The following is a 13094-nucleotide window of genomic DNA, read 5'->3' as shown; positions in this document are numbered from 1 at the left end:
CGCTCACCGTGTACGCGGTGAGCGCCCCCGTTTTTTGCGACCCGTCGACGAATTCCTCGTCCCACCCGATGGCGCCGCGTTCCGCGGCTGAGGCCCGGAAGAGCCGGGCGCCGGAGGCCGGAGTCAGACGCGTGCGGCGGCCAGAGCGTCCAGGAGCAGGCGCAGCCTGGCGCTCTCGCGGTCGGGAAGATAGAGCGCGAAGATGCTGCGGCTGACGTTCAGCCACTGGACGTCGGCGACCACGACGTCCTGGTCGTGGTGACGCAGCGCGAGCTCGGGAAGCAGCGCGGCCCCGACGCATGCGCCGACCATGGCCAGCGTCGCGCTGAAGTCGTCGGAGTAGCCGACCACCCGCGGGTGCAGGTTCCAGCGGGTGAACAGCCCGTCCAGGACGGAGGCGTCGCTGCTGGAGGGGTGATGCATGATCCACGGCAGGTCCATGAGCTGCTCCGCCGCATACGGCGCGAGGTCCGGCCACGCTCGCGGCAGCACGAGCTTGAACGCGTCCTCGGCGATCCACCGCCGGTGCACCGAGGAGGGCCAGGACAGGCCGGAACTGCCCACCTGGTAGACGATCGCCGCGTCGAGTTCCCCGCCGGCGCCCAGGTGCCGGATGAGTTGCGACGGCTCGGCCACGGACACCCTGAAACCCGCCCGGTCCTCGGGCCCCAGCTCCCGCAGCAGGCCGGGGAGCACGTTCAGGCCGAAGCTCGGAAAGACGCCGAGGCGGACCTCCTGCTCGGTGTTCCTGTGCGCCTGCCTGACGGCGGCGACCAGCCGATCCATGTCGGCCAGCACGATCGCGGCGTGCCGCGCCATCACCTCGGCCGCGCTGGTCGGCAGCACCTTGCGGGCCGACCGGTGGAACAGGCGGACCCCGGTCTCCCGCTCCAGCGCGGCCATCTGCTGGGAGACCGCGGAGGCGGTGTAACCGAGCCGGTTGGCGGCCGCGGCGAAGGAACCGTACTGGATCACCTCGCGCAGGGTCCGCAGGTGTTCCGGCTTGAGCATAAGAAGTCCTTCGCCTCAGGAGCATGAAATGTCGCATTTTACTGGGGTTCAGAATCCAAGGTGATCCTTTACAGTGTTGACAACCGTCGCTCGAGAGGGCTCGCATGACGATCCGTATCTTCCGCAACGCCAGGATTCACACGGGGGATCCCGCGCGGCCGACGGTCCAGGCGCTGGCCGTGGACGGCGAGACGATCGTGGCGGCGGGCGGCGAGGCCGAAGTACGCGCGGCGGTCGGCGCGGGCGCCGAGCTGGTGGACCTGGTGGGGGAGGCCGTCATCCCCGGTCTCTACGACGCCCACATCCACACCGCCAATTACGCGCGCGGCCTGAGCGAGGTCGACCTGCGCGACGCCGGCTCTCTGGAGGAGGCGCTGGCGAGGGTCGCCGCGCACGCCGTACGACTGGCGCCCGGAGCCTGGCTGTTCGGCGGGCGCTGGAACAGCAACCTGTGGGATCGCCCGGTGCAACCGGACCGCCACGCGCTGGACTCGGTGTGCCCGGATCGGCCCGTCGCGCTGCCCAGCGTCGACGGCCACACCGTGTGGGCCAATTCGCAGGCCCTGCGAATGGTCGGCGTGGACCGCACGACCCCCGACCCGGTGGGCGGCCGGATCGTCAGGGACGAGCACGGCGAACCGACGGGGATCCTGCGCGAGTCGGCCTCCTACCCGCTGCGCGCCCTCATGACCGCCGGCGACCTGAGCACCGAGCTGCGCGCCGCCCAGGAGGAACTGCTCGCGCTCGGCCTGACCAGCGTGCACGACATCGACGGCGAGGACTGTCGCGCCGCCTACCTGGAGCTGTACGGCGCGGGCGAGCTCAAACTGCGGGTGCACAAGGCGATCCCGGTCGCCCATCTGGAGGCGGCCATCGAGGAGGGCCGCCACACCGGGCAGGGCGACGACTGGTTCCGCACCGGCCCGGTCAAGCTGTACAGCGACGGGGCGCTCGGCTCGCACACCTGCCACATGAGCGAGCCGTTCGCCGGCGACGCGGGCAACCACGGAATGGCCGTCACGCCGTACGACGACCTGGAGAAACTGATCCGTACGGCCGCCGCCGCCGGGATCGCCGTGGCCACCCACGCCATCGGCGACCGGGCCAACCACCTGGTCGTCAACGCCTACGAGGCGGTGGGATCGTCTCCCGGCCTGCGGCACCGCATCGAGCACGCCCAGCACATGCGCCGGGCGGACATCACCAGGATGGCCAGGCTCGGCGTCGTCGCGTCCATGCAGCCTGTCCACTGCACCAGCGACATCGACCTGGTCTCGTCCCTGCTCGCCGGGCAGGACCTGGCCTCCTACGCCTGGCGCACGATGCTGAATGAGGGCGTTCCGCTGGCCTTCGGCTCGGACGCGCCGGTCGAGCACCCGAACCCCTTCGCCGCGCTGCACGCCGCGGTGACCCGTACCCGGCCGGACGGCACTCCCGCCGGTGGCTGGCAGCCGGAGCAGCGGCTGAACATCGGCGAGGCGCTCCTCGCACACACCGTCGGCTCGGCGTACGCGGCCGGAGAGGAGGGCCGCAAGGGGCTGCTCACGCCCGGGCGGCTCGCCGACCTCATCGCCGTCGACACCGACCCCTTCACCGCGGAACCCGAATCCATCCAGCACACCGAGGTCCTGACCACCGTCGTCGGTGGAGAGGTCCGCTGGCAACGATCCTGACCACCGTCGCCGGTGGAGATGTCCACCGGCAACGCTCCCGAGGAGCCCCCCACCTTGAAGATCCGGATCGCCGTCCTCATGCTCCTGGCCTGTACGGCCTGCGGTGCCCAGTCGCTGACCCCCGAGTCGGCCGGCGAGAGCACGCAGCCCACCCAGTCGGTCGCCCTCGACCAGGCGCCCGCCGACGACAAGGCCGCGGCGGTGATCAACGCCATCACCCCCGATCCGGCCCTGACCGCCCGGCTTCCCGCCGGCATCAAGACCGGCGGCCTGAAGATGACCAGCTCGCTCGGCTACCCGCCGATGGACATGTTCGGCTCCGACGGCAAGACGCCCGTCGGGCTCGACCCGTCGCTCGGCCGGGCGATCGCCAGGAAGCTCGGCGTCAAGCTCGCCATCACCGACGAGGACTTCAACTCGCAGATCCCCGGCATCATCACCGGCCGCTACGACATCATGATGTCCTCCCTCTCCGACACCGCGGAACGGCAGACGAAGGTCACCTTCGTCGACTACGTCCAGGCCGGCGCCGGGATGCTGATCAAAAAGGGCAACCCCGACGGCATCAACGCCCCCGCCGACCTGTGCGGCAAGACGGTCTCCGTGGTCGACAACGGCTCGTCGCTGAAGCTGGCGACCACCTACGACGCCGACTGCAGGAAGAACGGCGAGAAGGGGCTCGACATCATCAAGTTCCCCGGCGACCAGGAGGCGCTGCTCCAGGTCAACAACGGGCGCGCGCAGGCCAACATCACCGACTACGTGGTCGCCGCCTACAAGGCCGCCGACCTGGACACGAAGGTCGAGGCGCTGGCGATCGACGGCACCGAGAGCCCGTGGGGCATCGCCATGAAGCCGGAGAACAAGGAGCTGATCGGCGCCGTCCAGGGCGCGCTCGACGCGCTCATCAAGAGCGGTGAGTACGGCAAGATCCTGCAGGCCTGGGACCTGGACAAGCTGGCGGTCCAGTCCGCCGTGATCAACGGCGGAAAGTAGCCGACGTGCGAACGGAACCCTTCACCGGCCCATCGGGGACGGCCATCCCCGTCGTGCGGACGTGGCACTGGGGGCGCTGGCTCGCCGGGGCCCTCGCGCTCGCCGTGTTCGGCTGGCTGGCCGGTCTCATCGTGATCAACCCCAACCTGGACTGGAGCGTGGTCGGCCGCTACCTGTTCGACGGGAACATCCTCAGCGGGGTCCTGGTCACCATCGAGATCTCGGTGCTGGCCACGATCATCGGGCTGGTGCTCGGCGTGCTGCTCGCGGTCATGCGGCTGGCGCACAACCCGGTGCTGCGGTGGTTGTCGACCCTCTACATCTGGTTCTTCCGCGGCACACCCGTCCTGGTACAGCTCATCTTCTGGTACAACCTCGCATTCCTGTTCCCGGAGCTGGTTCTGAGAGTCCCGTTCACGATGATCGGGCTCAAGTGGGACACCAACCAGGTCATGACCGGCTTCACCTCGGCCATGCTCGGGCTCGGGCTGAACCTGGCGGCCTACTTCGCCGAGACGGTCCGCGCCGGGATCCAGGCCGTCGACCGGGGCCAGACGGAGGCGGCGTACGCGCTCGGAATGACGCCCGCCAAGCGGATGCGCGTGATCGTGCTGCCGCAGGCGCTGCGCATCATCATCCCGCCCACGGGAAACGAGTTCATCTCGATGCTGAAGACCACCTCGCTGGTCTACATCGTCGCCGGGCACGACCTGATGACCAACGCGAGCCAGATCTACAAGGCCAACAACCTCATCATGGAACTGCTCATCGTCGCCAGCCTGTGGTACATGCTCATGACCGCCGTCGCCACGTTCCTGCAGAGCAGGCTGGAGAAGCGGTTCGGCTCCGACGCCGTACGCCTGGTCCGCGGCGGCGGCCTGGCGGCCAGGGTCCTGCCCCGCCAGTCGAAACCAGAGGTGACCGCATGAACAGCGTTCCGGTCGTCGCGGCCAGCGGCGTGCGCATGAGCTACGGGGACACCCAGGTGCTCAACGGCGTCGACTTCAGCGTCGCTCCCGGGGAGGTGAGCTGCGTCATCGGCCCGTCCGGATCGGGCAAGTCGACGTTCCTGCGCTGCGTGAACGGACTGGAGCCGGTGCTCGGCGGCAGCCTGCGGGTCCTGGGCGAAGAGGTCGGCTACGACCTGCGCGACGGCAGGTATCACCCCTGGTCGCCCAAGCGGTTCGCGGCCTTCCGTACGAAGATCGGCATGGTGTTCCAGCGTTTCAACCTGTTCGCCCACCAGACCGCGCTGGAGAACGTCGCCTGCGCGCCGGTCCACGTCAGCGGCATGTCCGCCGCCCGGGCGCGCGAGACGGCCATGGAGCACCTCGACCAGGTGGGGCTCGCCGACCACGTGCACAAGCGGCCGCACCAGCTGTCCGGCGGGCAGCAGCAGCGGGTGGCGATCGCCAGGGCGCTGGCCATGAACCCGACGCTCATGCTCTTCGACGAGCCGACCTCCGCGCTGGACCCGGAGCTCGTCGACGAGGTGCTCGAAGTGATCAAGAGGCTCGCCCTCGACGGTATGACCATGGTCGTGGTGACCCACGAGATCGGGTTCGCCCGCGAGGTCGGAGACACGCTGACGTTCTTCGACGACGGCCTCGTGGTCGAGCGGGGCACTCCCGGCGAGCTGCTGGCCAACCCCCGGCAGGCCCGCACGAAGGCGTTCCTGTCCAGCGTGATCTGACCCGAGGCGGCACACGTGACGTGGCGATCCGCTCCGCGGCACGACACGCCTGACAGGAGACGGGATACCGTACCTCTGTCTCGCCGTTGATCATGGCCGCCGCGGTCACGACGGTGGGCGCGAGGCGATCGGACAGGCGCCGGGCGGGGTCACCGGGCCTGGTCGGCCGTCGCGGCCGTCGCGGCGCCCGGGGGTCCGTGCCCGGCGCTGGAGACGCCCCGGCCCCGGGGGACCAGCAGCACCGCGAAAGCGGCCATGACCAGCGCCACGCCGAGCATTCCGAAACCGTTTGTGTACCCGGCTTCCTCGGGCAGGCCGTCGGAGCGGAGGTCGGCCGTGACGACACCGGCCATCAGCGCCGTCCCGATCGATCCGCCGACCGTGCGGATGTTGGCGTTCATGCCGCTCGCGACACCCGTCTGGGCGGGCGGGACCGCGCTGACGATGAGGCTGGACATCGCCGAGAAGGCGAAGCCGAAGCCGGCACCCATGATCGTGGTGGCGAGGTACAGCTCCCACTCCTCGCTGCGGGCGAAGGTGAGCATCACCACGGACGCGAGGCTGACGAGCAGGCCGAGCATCACCACGGCCCGTTCGCCGAGTCGCCGTGAGAGCCCACCGGTGATCATGCCGGCGAGGAACATGCTGATGGGCTGCGGCAGGACCATGAGTCCCGACTGGGTGACGCTCGCACCGAACCCGTACCCCGCCGACGTCGGAGTCTGGACGAACACCGGCACGAAGGCGAAGAGGGCGTACATGGCCACGCCGACCAGGAGCGCGATCAGGTTGTTCGTCCACACCGCCGGCTGCCGCATCATGGCCATGTCGATGAGGGGCCGCGCCGACCGTTTCTCCACCCGGATCCAGGCGAGCGCCACCACGACGGCCACCACGAGCAGGACGATCACCTCGCCCGAACCCCAGCCCCAGTCGGGTGCCTTGCTGACCGCCACCAGCAGCGCGACGAGCCACCCGGACATCAGGACGGCGGGCAGCAGGCCGATCCGGCCGGGGGAGCGGCCGGGCGACTCGGGGAGCAGGAGGCACGCGGCGACGGCGGAGGCCGCGGTGAGGATCATCGGCAGCCAGAACAGCCACGTGTAGCCGAGCGCGCCGACGATCGGACCGGCGAGCACGATCCCCGCGGCGCCGCCCGCCGCGGTCAGCGAGGCGATGGCGCCGACCGCTCCGGACACCTTCTCCCGGGGGAACTCGTCCCGGACGATACCGAAGGCCAGGGGCAGCACACCGCCGCCGATGCCCTGGATCGCCCGGGCGATGATCAGCACCGTGACGTCGGTCGCCAGAGCCGCCAGCAGAGAGCCCAGCGACAGCGCGATCAGGGCCGCGACGAAGACCCGCTTCTTCCCGATCATGTCGCCGACACGGCCCATGATCGGCGTGAAGATCGAGGCGGAGAGCAGATAGGCGGTCAGCACCCAGGTCACCGTGGACTGGCCGGTGTGCAGTTCGCTCCGGATCGTGGGCAGCACGGGGGTGACCAGTGACTGGAGCAGGGAGTAGGTGACGATGCCCGCCGTGAGGACCGCGAAGGTGACGTGGTGATGAGGACGTCCGGCCTCGGTTGTCATGACATCTCTTTCCAACGACCGGAAGGTCGGGTCGACGACGCGCCGCTGACCCGTCACGGACCGGCGGCGTACGGTGTCCCGTCTTCGGTCAGGGCCGTTGTGCCGCGAAGCCGGATCGCCAGGTCGTGTGCCTGGGTTTCCATCCTCGGGAGCGGGCCAGCGCGTTGGAGGCTCCCCGTGCCCAGCTCTGCCGTCCCGAGCTGGCCTCGGGTGCGGGCAGGCCGAGAGCGGCGGCCAGGACCGGCAGCCACTCGCGAGCCTGCGCCGGCTCGTCGTCGACGATGTTGACGGGCCCGGCCGGCCAGTTGAGGGCGGAAACGGCGGCCCTCGCGGCATCGGCGACGTGCACGAACGACATCACCGAAAGATCCGCCTCGATGCTCCCGAGGAAACGTACCTCTGAATCACCGGCCAGGGCCGCGGCCACAGCGCCACCCGGCGCGTACCAGGTGCCGGGGCCGTACAGAATGCCGTACCGCAACAGCACCGCCACGTCCATCTCCGCCGCCGTCTCCTCCAGCGACCGGACACCCTCCACCATCGCTCCTCGCGGCCCCGCGGCCCCGAGGTCGAGCGGTACGGTCTCGTCGGCCGGACTCTCTCCCGGCGCGTACGCCCAGGAGATCGACTGCGCGACGATCCTCTCCACGCCGGCGGACCTGGCCGCGTCCACCAGATTGCGCGTCCCGTCCCGCCGCAGCCGGTCGGTCGCCTCCCCGTCGGCGTCCGACAGGTCCGTGAGCTGGTGGATCACCACCTCCGGGGCGGCCATCGCCACCGCCTGGCGCAGACCGTCCCGATCCAGTACGTCCACCTGAACGGCCGACGCCCCCTGACGCCGCACCTGCTCGGCCCCCGCAAGCGTGCGGGAGATTCCCGTGACCTGATGTCCCGCTTCCAACAACAGCGGAACGAGCAGCCGGCCAACCGCACCGGTGGCCCCCGCAACCACAACACGCATGACAACCCCCCTCTACCTGACTCGGAAACCGGCCTCGCAGTGGAGGCGTTCTATGCCCTCACCTGCTTCGTTCCTCGTCCTACCGGCAACGTTACGCGCCCGGTGGCCCTGGAGTTTGGTCCATTTCCATGATGGATTCCCGGGCCAATTCCGCGCTCGGCCCGCGCGTCCGTCCTGGACGCGGTCACCGTGATGGCGGCGCCGAAGGCCAGGGCCGTCGAGGAGAGGCCCCGGCCTTCGTACCGGCCCGGTCGGGGAAGCACCCCCTTGACGATCACCTGCACCAGCACGTCGCCGGCCGCGATGTCCAGGAGCGCGAGCGCGCCGAGGCCAGAGGCCGGCTGGATCGTGGGTGTTCTCACATGGCGTTTCGTGTGGCCGTGAGCGCGTACTCCCAGAGGCGGTCCGCGGCGGCGGGGTCGACGGACCACCTGGCCACGCCCACCATCGCCCCGGGGCCGCCTGCCGCCATGAGCGCGGGGCCGTCCTCGACGAGTTCGGCCTCCTGGTTGTCCTCGAAGTAACGTCCGGTCACGCCTTCGAGGAGCGGTGACGCGGCCAGCAGAGTGGTGGTGGCGGCCCCTTGCTCGGGCGTTTTGTAGTAGTCCGGAGTGGCCACGTTGCCGTCCGCGTCCCGGGCGCCGAGCACCTGCAGGGTGGCCGTGTCCAGGTGGCGTCCCAGGTTCGTGTGGATCGTCCCCGGAGCGCAGGAGTTGGCGTGGATGCCGTCCTTTGCCCATCGGCGGCTGATCCCGACGGTGAGCAGCACGGTGGCCGCCTTCGACTGCGCGTAGGCGGCGAGAGGGTCGTACGGTCGCCGCTCGAACTGCGGATCGTCGAAGTCGAAGCCCATGAGCAGCTGCGCACCGGAACTGACCGTGACCACGCGCGCCCGCTCCGCGGACCGAAGAGCCGCATGCAAGCCGGTTACCAGAGCGAAATGGCCGAGGTAGTTGGTGGCGAGTTGCATCTCCCAGCCCTGCGCGTTGACCTGGCGCTCGGGAAGCATCATGACGCCCGCGTTGGCGACGAGGGCGTCCAGTGGACCGTTCCACGCGGCGCAGAAGGCACGCACGGACTCCAGGTCGGCGAGGTCGAGGGCGGCGACCTCGGTGTTCGCAAACTCATCGACGATCGGCTTGGCGAGGGCGGGATCGCGGGTGGCGATCGTGACGTGCGCTCCGGCACCGGCGAGAGCGCGGACCGTTTCGGTCCCCAACCCCGATGCTCCTCCCGTGACGATCATGCGGCGTCCGGTCAGGTCGACCCCGGCCAGAACCTCTGCCGCGGTGGCCCGTGCGGCGAAAGGAGTAGTGATGAGTGTCATGAGCTTTTTCGTTCCTTCAGAGAAGTGATGGGAGAAGATCAGGCCGCGGGCCTCACCCGGGGTGAGGGAGCCGGCCACGCGGAGCATGCCGGCGCGTGTGGAACCGCCGGATGATCAGGTGGTGGAGCGAGGCTCCGAGAATCGCTCCCAGGATCGGCGCGACCAGATAGATCCACAGGTCGGTGGTCTGCCCGGAGAGCGCGGCAGGACCGAACTGGCGGGCGGGGTTGACCGAGCCCCCGCTACGGGAACCGAGGAGAACGATCAGCAGCCCTACGGACAGCCCGATGGCGTACGGCAGCAGGCGCGCATAGCCGGGATGGGCCAGGAAGAACCCGACGACAAGGACCAGGGCGATCATGTAGCCCGCCTCGGCGAGAAAGACGGACGCGGGCTGCCAGGTGGGCGCGGGCCTGATCGCGGCGTAGGCGACCGACGGGAGGGAGACCGAATGCCCCCACGCCAGACGCGCGAGACCCGTCCCCGCCGCGGAACCCGCAAGCTGGGCGAGCACATAGGGCAGGACGCTGCGACCGGGGAAGACGTCCATCAACCACAGGGTGACCGTCACGGCGGGGTTCATGTGCCCCCCGCTGCGTCTGCCGGGCGGGGTGATGATCAGCCCGGTGAGGATGGTCCCGCTGAGAACGCCGATGACGGCGAGTGCGACGTCCAGGTCGGCGATGCACAGTGTGGAGCCCGGATCGCGCAGCCACCGGACGACGGTCACCGCGAGGAACAGCAGGACGGTGGTGAGCGCGAACTCGTCGACGGCACGCGCCAGGGGTAGCCGACGGGGAAGAGAGGAAGCGGTACTCACCATGATCTCCTAGTGGTGGCGTGCCGGAAGCAGGGGCGATTCCGGGGTATCTCGCCGAACGGCAGGGCCGGGTCGTCGAAGGGGGCGTCACCCGCCTCCGCCCGTACCCGGCCGGCCGATCCGCGTGCCGCCGAGGACCCCTGAGCGTGATGTGCTCCTCGGGGTCCTCCAGATCGCGGGCCTTTCGGCCGGTGCGCTAGGCGCTCGGCGTGTAGTGACCGGGGACCAGCCGGGTGGACACCCCGAAGCGGTTCCACGCGTTGATCGTCGTGATCGCGACGATGAGGCGGGCCAACTCGGTCTCGTCGAACTCGTTCGCGGCCCTCGCGTACACCTCGTCCGGGACGAATCCGTCCGTGAGCACGGTGATCGCCTCGGTCAGCTCGATCGCGGCGATCTCCTTCGCCGTGTAGAAGTGCTTCGACTCCGTCCACGCGTTGAGCTGGATGATCCGCTCCGCCGACTCGCCGGCCGCCAGCGCGTCCTTGCTGTGCATGTCCAGGCAGAAGGCGCAGTGGTTGATCTGGGACGCGCGGATCTTGACCAGGTTGAGCAAGGCCGGCTCGACGCCCTGCCTCGCGACCGTGTCAAGACGGATCATGGCCTTGTAGGCCTCGGGGGCGAGCTTCGCCCAGTCCAGGCGCGGTGCGTGTTCCGGGAGGCGTTCCATGCTTGTGTTTGCGTCGTTCGTCATACCCGCAACGCTACGCGCCCGATGGCCCTGGGATATGGTCCATTTCCATGACGGATTCCTGGGCCACTTCCGAGACTGCCCCACCCTCCGCGTTCGGCGCCGACCTGCATCTGGAGCTGCACGGATCCGGGCTGCGCGCCGGGCTCACGGACGCCCTGCGGGAGGCCGTGCGCACGGGGCGTCTGGTGCCCGGCACCCGGCTGCCGTCGTCCCGTTCGCTCGCCGCCGATCTTGGCGTCGCCCGTAACACCGTGGCCGACGCCTACGCCGAACTGGTCGCCGAGGGCTGGCTCACCGCCCAGCAGGGCTCCGGGACCCGGGTGGCCAGGCGGGCCGAGCCGCGCAGGGTCGCGCCCGCTGTGTCCGCTGTGTCCGCCGCGCCCCGTACGAGCCCGGCCCGGCACCGTCCCACGTACGCCCTGCTGCCGGGTTCGCCGGACCTCGCGGAGTTTCCCCGCACGCAGTGGCTCACCGCGGCCCGCCGCGCCCTGACCGCGGCGCCGCACGACGCCTTCGGCTACGGCGACACCCTCGGCCGGATAGAGCTGCGCACCGCCCTCGCGGGCTATCTGGCGCGGGCCCGCGGGGTGTACGCCGAGCCGGATCGGGTCGTCATCTGCTCCGGTTTCCACCACGGTCTGACGCTGATGGCGCAGGCCCTCAGGGCGCGGCGGGTGCGGGCGGTGGCCGTCGAGTCGTACGGCCTCGACATCTACCGCGATCTGCTGACCGGCGCCGGCCTGCGCATCCCGCCCCTCTACGTCGACGAGTACGGCGCGCGCACCGAGGATCTGGCGCGGCTGCGCGGAGTCGGCGCGGTGCTGATGACACCGGCGCACCAGTATCCGACGGGGGTCGCGCTGCGCCCGGACCGGCGCGCGGCGGCCGTCGACTGGGCGCGTGCCACCGGCGGGCTGATCCTGGAGGACGACTACGACGGGGAGTTCAGATACGACCGCCAGCCGGTGGGCGCCCTGCAGGGTCTCGACCCGGAGCGGGTGGTCTACTTCGGCACCGCGAGCAAGTCGCTGGCGCCGGGGCTGCGGCTCGGCTGGATGGTGCTGCCGGAGGAACTGGTCCCGGAGATCTTGGCGGCCAAGGGGCACACCGACTACATGTCGAGCGCGCTGGAGCAGCTGACGCTCGCGGAGTTCATCGCGTCGGGCGCGTACGACCGTCATGTGCGCTCGATGCGGCTGCGCTACCGGCGCCGCCGCGACCAACTGGTCGCGGCCCTGGCACAGAGGGCTCCCGGCGTCCACGTGACCGGCATGGCCGCCGGGCTGCAGGCGGTCCTCGAACTCCCGCGCGGGACCGAGCGCTCGGTCGTCGAGGCGGCGGCCCGGCAGGGCCTGGCGGTCAGCGGGATGACGCAGTTCCGCCACGAGGTGGCGGACTCCGGCTGGCGGTTGCCCGAGCAGGACGCGCTGGTGGTCAACTACGCGGCTCCCTCGGACAGCGCGTGGGCGGGCGCGCTGGACGCGCTGTGCAGGGTGATGCCGTAGACGGGCGGCGGTTCACGCGCCGTACCCGCCGTCGATCCGCAGTACCGCACCGGTCACGTACGACGCCTCCGGACTGGCGAGGAACACCACGCCCGCGGCGATCTCCTCGGGCCTGCCGTAACGTCCCATCGCGGTCGTGGGGAGGAAGATCGGCGCCATGGGGCTGTCGGCCGGATTCATGGCCGTGTCGGTGAATCCGGACTGGATGACGTTGACGGTGATGCCCCTGTGTGCCAGATCCCGGGCAGCGCCGCGGCTGTACCCCTCCAGGGCCGATTTGGTGCCCGCGTAGTCGGTCATTCCGACAAAGCCCACGCGGGTTCCGACTCCGGAGCTGATGCTGATGATCCGGCCGCCCTCAGGGAGGATCGGGAAGGCCGCCCGGATCGCGGCGACGACGCTGGTGTAGTTGATCGCGAGCTGACGGTCGAATGCCGCAGCGTCGGCGTTCTCGCCGTCGATCGGTCCCGCAACCGTCACCGCGGCGTTGTTGACCAGGATGTCCAGCTTTCCGTAGTGATCCACCACCGCGTCGATGAGGCCCGCCGCCTGTACGGGGTCCGCCTGGTCGGCCTGGAACGCGACCGCACGCATGCCTCTGCTCTCCAGGCCGGCGACCACGTCCCTGGCCTGGTCCGCGGAGGCCGAGTAGCTGATCGCGACGGCGGCCCCCTCGGCGGCCAGGAGCCGGGCCGAGGCCGCCCCTATTCCGCGTGATCCTCCGGTGATGACGGCGACTTTCCCGTCGAGCTTGCCCATGTGCCTTCCGATCTTTGAGGTAACTGATTTTGTTACAATGACGGATGTGATTTTTTGATG

General features: G+C 70.0%; 12 protein-coding genes. 5 read left to right on the top strand and 7 right to left on the bottom strand.

The window, feature by feature from the left end:
* Window positions 1-123: 123 nt before the first annotated feature.
* The gene (locus DKM19_RS23865; protein WP_110698521.1) at window positions 124-1011 is read right to left on the bottom strand and encodes a LysR family transcriptional regulator; all 888 of its coding nucleotides are present in this window, start codon (window positions 1009-1011) and stop codon (window positions 124-126) included.
* Between the two features lie 104 nt (window positions 1012-1115).
* On the opposite strand from DKM19_RS23865, the gene DKM19_RS23860 reads away from it, so the two are divergent.
* The 4 genes from DKM19_RS23860 to DKM19_RS23845 are packed head-to-tail and all read left to right on the top strand — an operon-like array spanning window position 1116 to window position 5373.
* Window positions 1116-2684 carry an amidohydrolase gene (locus tag DKM19_RS23860; protein ID WP_110698519.1) on the top strand — a complete coding sequence of 523 codons (1569 nt, stop codon included), beginning with the start codon at window positions 1116-1118 and terminating at the stop codon, window positions 2682-2684.
* 18 nt (window positions 2685-2702) lie between these two features.
* Window positions 2703-3680 carry an ABC transporter substrate-binding protein gene (locus DKM19_RS23855; protein WP_239514398.1) on the top strand — a complete coding sequence of 326 codons (978 nt, stop codon included), beginning with the start codon at window positions 2703-2705 and terminating at the stop codon, window positions 3678-3680.
* Between the two features lie 5 nt (window positions 3681-3685).
* The gene (locus tag DKM19_RS23850) at window positions 3686-4609 is read left to right on the top strand and encodes an amino acid ABC transporter permease (protein ID WP_110698517.1); all 924 of its coding nucleotides are present in this window, start codon (window positions 3686-3688) and stop codon (window positions 4607-4609) included.
* Window positions 4606-5373: an amino acid ABC transporter ATP-binding protein gene (locus tag DKM19_RS23845; protein WP_110698515.1), complete on the top strand. Its 768-nt coding sequence runs from the start codon at window positions 4606-4608 to the stop codon at window positions 5371-5373. The genes DKM19_RS23850 and DKM19_RS23845 overlap by 4 nt, the downstream gene beginning before the upstream one ends.
* Window positions 5374-5522: 149 nt before the next feature.
* On the opposite strand, the gene DKM19_RS23840 is transcribed toward DKM19_RS23845, so the two are convergent.
* The 5 genes from DKM19_RS23840 to DKM19_RS23815 form a co-directional block, all read right to left on the bottom strand.
* The gene (locus tag DKM19_RS23840; protein ID WP_110698513.1) at window positions 5523-6968 is read right to left on the bottom strand and encodes an MFS transporter; all 1446 of its coding nucleotides are present in this window, start codon (window positions 6966-6968) and stop codon (window positions 5523-5525) included.
* An 88-nt stretch (window positions 6969-7056) separates the two neighbouring features.
* Complete coding sequence (locus DKM19_RS23835) at window positions 7057-7929, bottom strand: NAD(P)-dependent oxidoreductase (RefSeq protein WP_110698511.1); 873 nt, start codon at window positions 7927-7929, stop codon at window positions 7057-7059.
* Window positions 7930-8287: 358 nt separating this feature from the next.
* Window positions 8288-9256 (bottom strand): SDR family NAD(P)-dependent oxidoreductase, encoded by a 969-nt coding sequence (locus DKM19_RS23825; RefSeq protein ID WP_110705925.1) that lies wholly within the window; start codon window positions 9254-9256, stop codon window positions 8288-8290.
* 52 nt (window positions 9257-9308) lie between these two features.
* A complete protein-coding gene (locus DKM19_RS23820; RefSeq protein ID WP_110698507.1) occupies window positions 9309-10079 on the bottom strand; it encodes an MIP/aquaporin family protein in 771 nt (256 codons plus the stop codon).
* Between the two features lie 193 nt (window positions 10080-10272).
* A complete protein-coding gene (locus DKM19_RS23815) occupies window positions 10273-10770 on the bottom strand; it encodes a carboxymuconolactone decarboxylase family protein (RefSeq protein WP_110698505.1) in 498 nt (165 codons plus the stop codon).
* A 47-nt stretch (window positions 10771-10817) separates the two neighbouring features.
* Between DKM19_RS23815 and DKM19_RS23810 the strand changes: the two genes are divergently transcribed.
* Window positions 10818-12275 carry a PLP-dependent aminotransferase family protein gene (locus DKM19_RS23810; protein ID WP_110698503.1) on the top strand — a complete coding sequence of 486 codons (1458 nt, stop codon included), beginning with the start codon at window positions 10818-10820 and terminating at the stop codon, window positions 12273-12275.
* A 12-nt stretch (window positions 12276-12287) separates the two neighbouring features.
* Here the strand turns inward: DKM19_RS23810 and DKM19_RS23805 are convergent, their stop codons facing one another.
* Window positions 12288-13034, bottom strand: coding sequence for an SDR family NAD(P)-dependent oxidoreductase (locus DKM19_RS23805; protein WP_110698501.1), 747 nt, complete (start codon window positions 13032-13034; stop codon window positions 12288-12290).
* Window positions 13035-13094: the final 60 nt, after the last annotated feature.

The organism is Streptosporangium sp. 'caverna' (assembly GCF_003203775.1).
GTDB classification, from domain to species: domain Bacteria; phylum Actinomycetota; class Actinomycetes; order Streptosporangiales; family Streptosporangiaceae; genus Streptosporangium; species Streptosporangium subroseum.
This window is presented reverse-complemented; position numbering and strand designations above follow the sequence as displayed.

What these genes read in the sequence shown, in the direction of transcription:
- DKM19_RS23865 (WP_110698521.1), bottom strand. Translation starts at nt 1,011, where the DNA reads ATGCTCAAGCCGGAACACCTGCGGACCCTGCGCGAGGTGATCCAGTAC.
- DKM19_RS23860 (WP_110698519.1), top strand. Translation starts at nt 1,116, where the DNA reads ATGACGATCCGTATCTTCCGCAACGCCAGGATTCACACGGGGGATCCC.
- DKM19_RS23855 (WP_239514398.1), top strand. Translation starts at nt 2,703, where the DNA reads ATGTCCACCGGCAACGCTCCCGAGGAGCCCCCCACCTTGAAGATCCGG.
- DKM19_RS23845 (WP_110698515.1), top strand. Translation starts at nt 4,606, where the DNA reads ATGAACAGCGTTCCGGTCGTCGCGGCCAGCGGCGTGCGCATGAGCTAC.
- DKM19_RS23840 (WP_110698513.1), bottom strand. Translation starts at nt 6,968, where the DNA reads ATGACAACCGAGGCCGGACGTCCTCATCACCACGTCACCTTCGCGGTC.
- DKM19_RS23835 (WP_110698511.1), bottom strand. Translation starts at nt 7,929, where the DNA reads ATGCGTGTTGTGGTTGCGGGGGCCACCGGTGCGGTTGGCCGGCTGCTC.
- DKM19_RS23825 (WP_110705925.1), bottom strand. Translation starts at nt 9,256, where the DNA reads ATGACACTCATCACTACTCCTTTCGCCGCACGGGCCACCGCGGCAGAG.
- DKM19_RS23820 (WP_110698507.1), bottom strand. Translation starts at nt 10,079, where the DNA reads ATGGTGAGTACCGCTTCCTCTCTTCCCCGTCGGCTACCCCTGGCGCGT.
- DKM19_RS23815 (WP_110698505.1), bottom strand. Translation starts at nt 10,770, where the DNA reads ATGACGAACGACGCAAACACAAGCATGGAACGCCTCCCGGAACACGCA.
- DKM19_RS23810 (WP_110698503.1), top strand. Translation starts at nt 10,818, where the DNA reads ATGACGGATTCCTGGGCCACTTCCGAGACTGCCCCACCCTCCGCGTTC.
- DKM19_RS23805 (WP_110698501.1), bottom strand. Translation starts at nt 13,034, where the DNA reads ATGGGCAAGCTCGACGGGAAAGTCGCCGTCATCACCGGAGGATCACGC.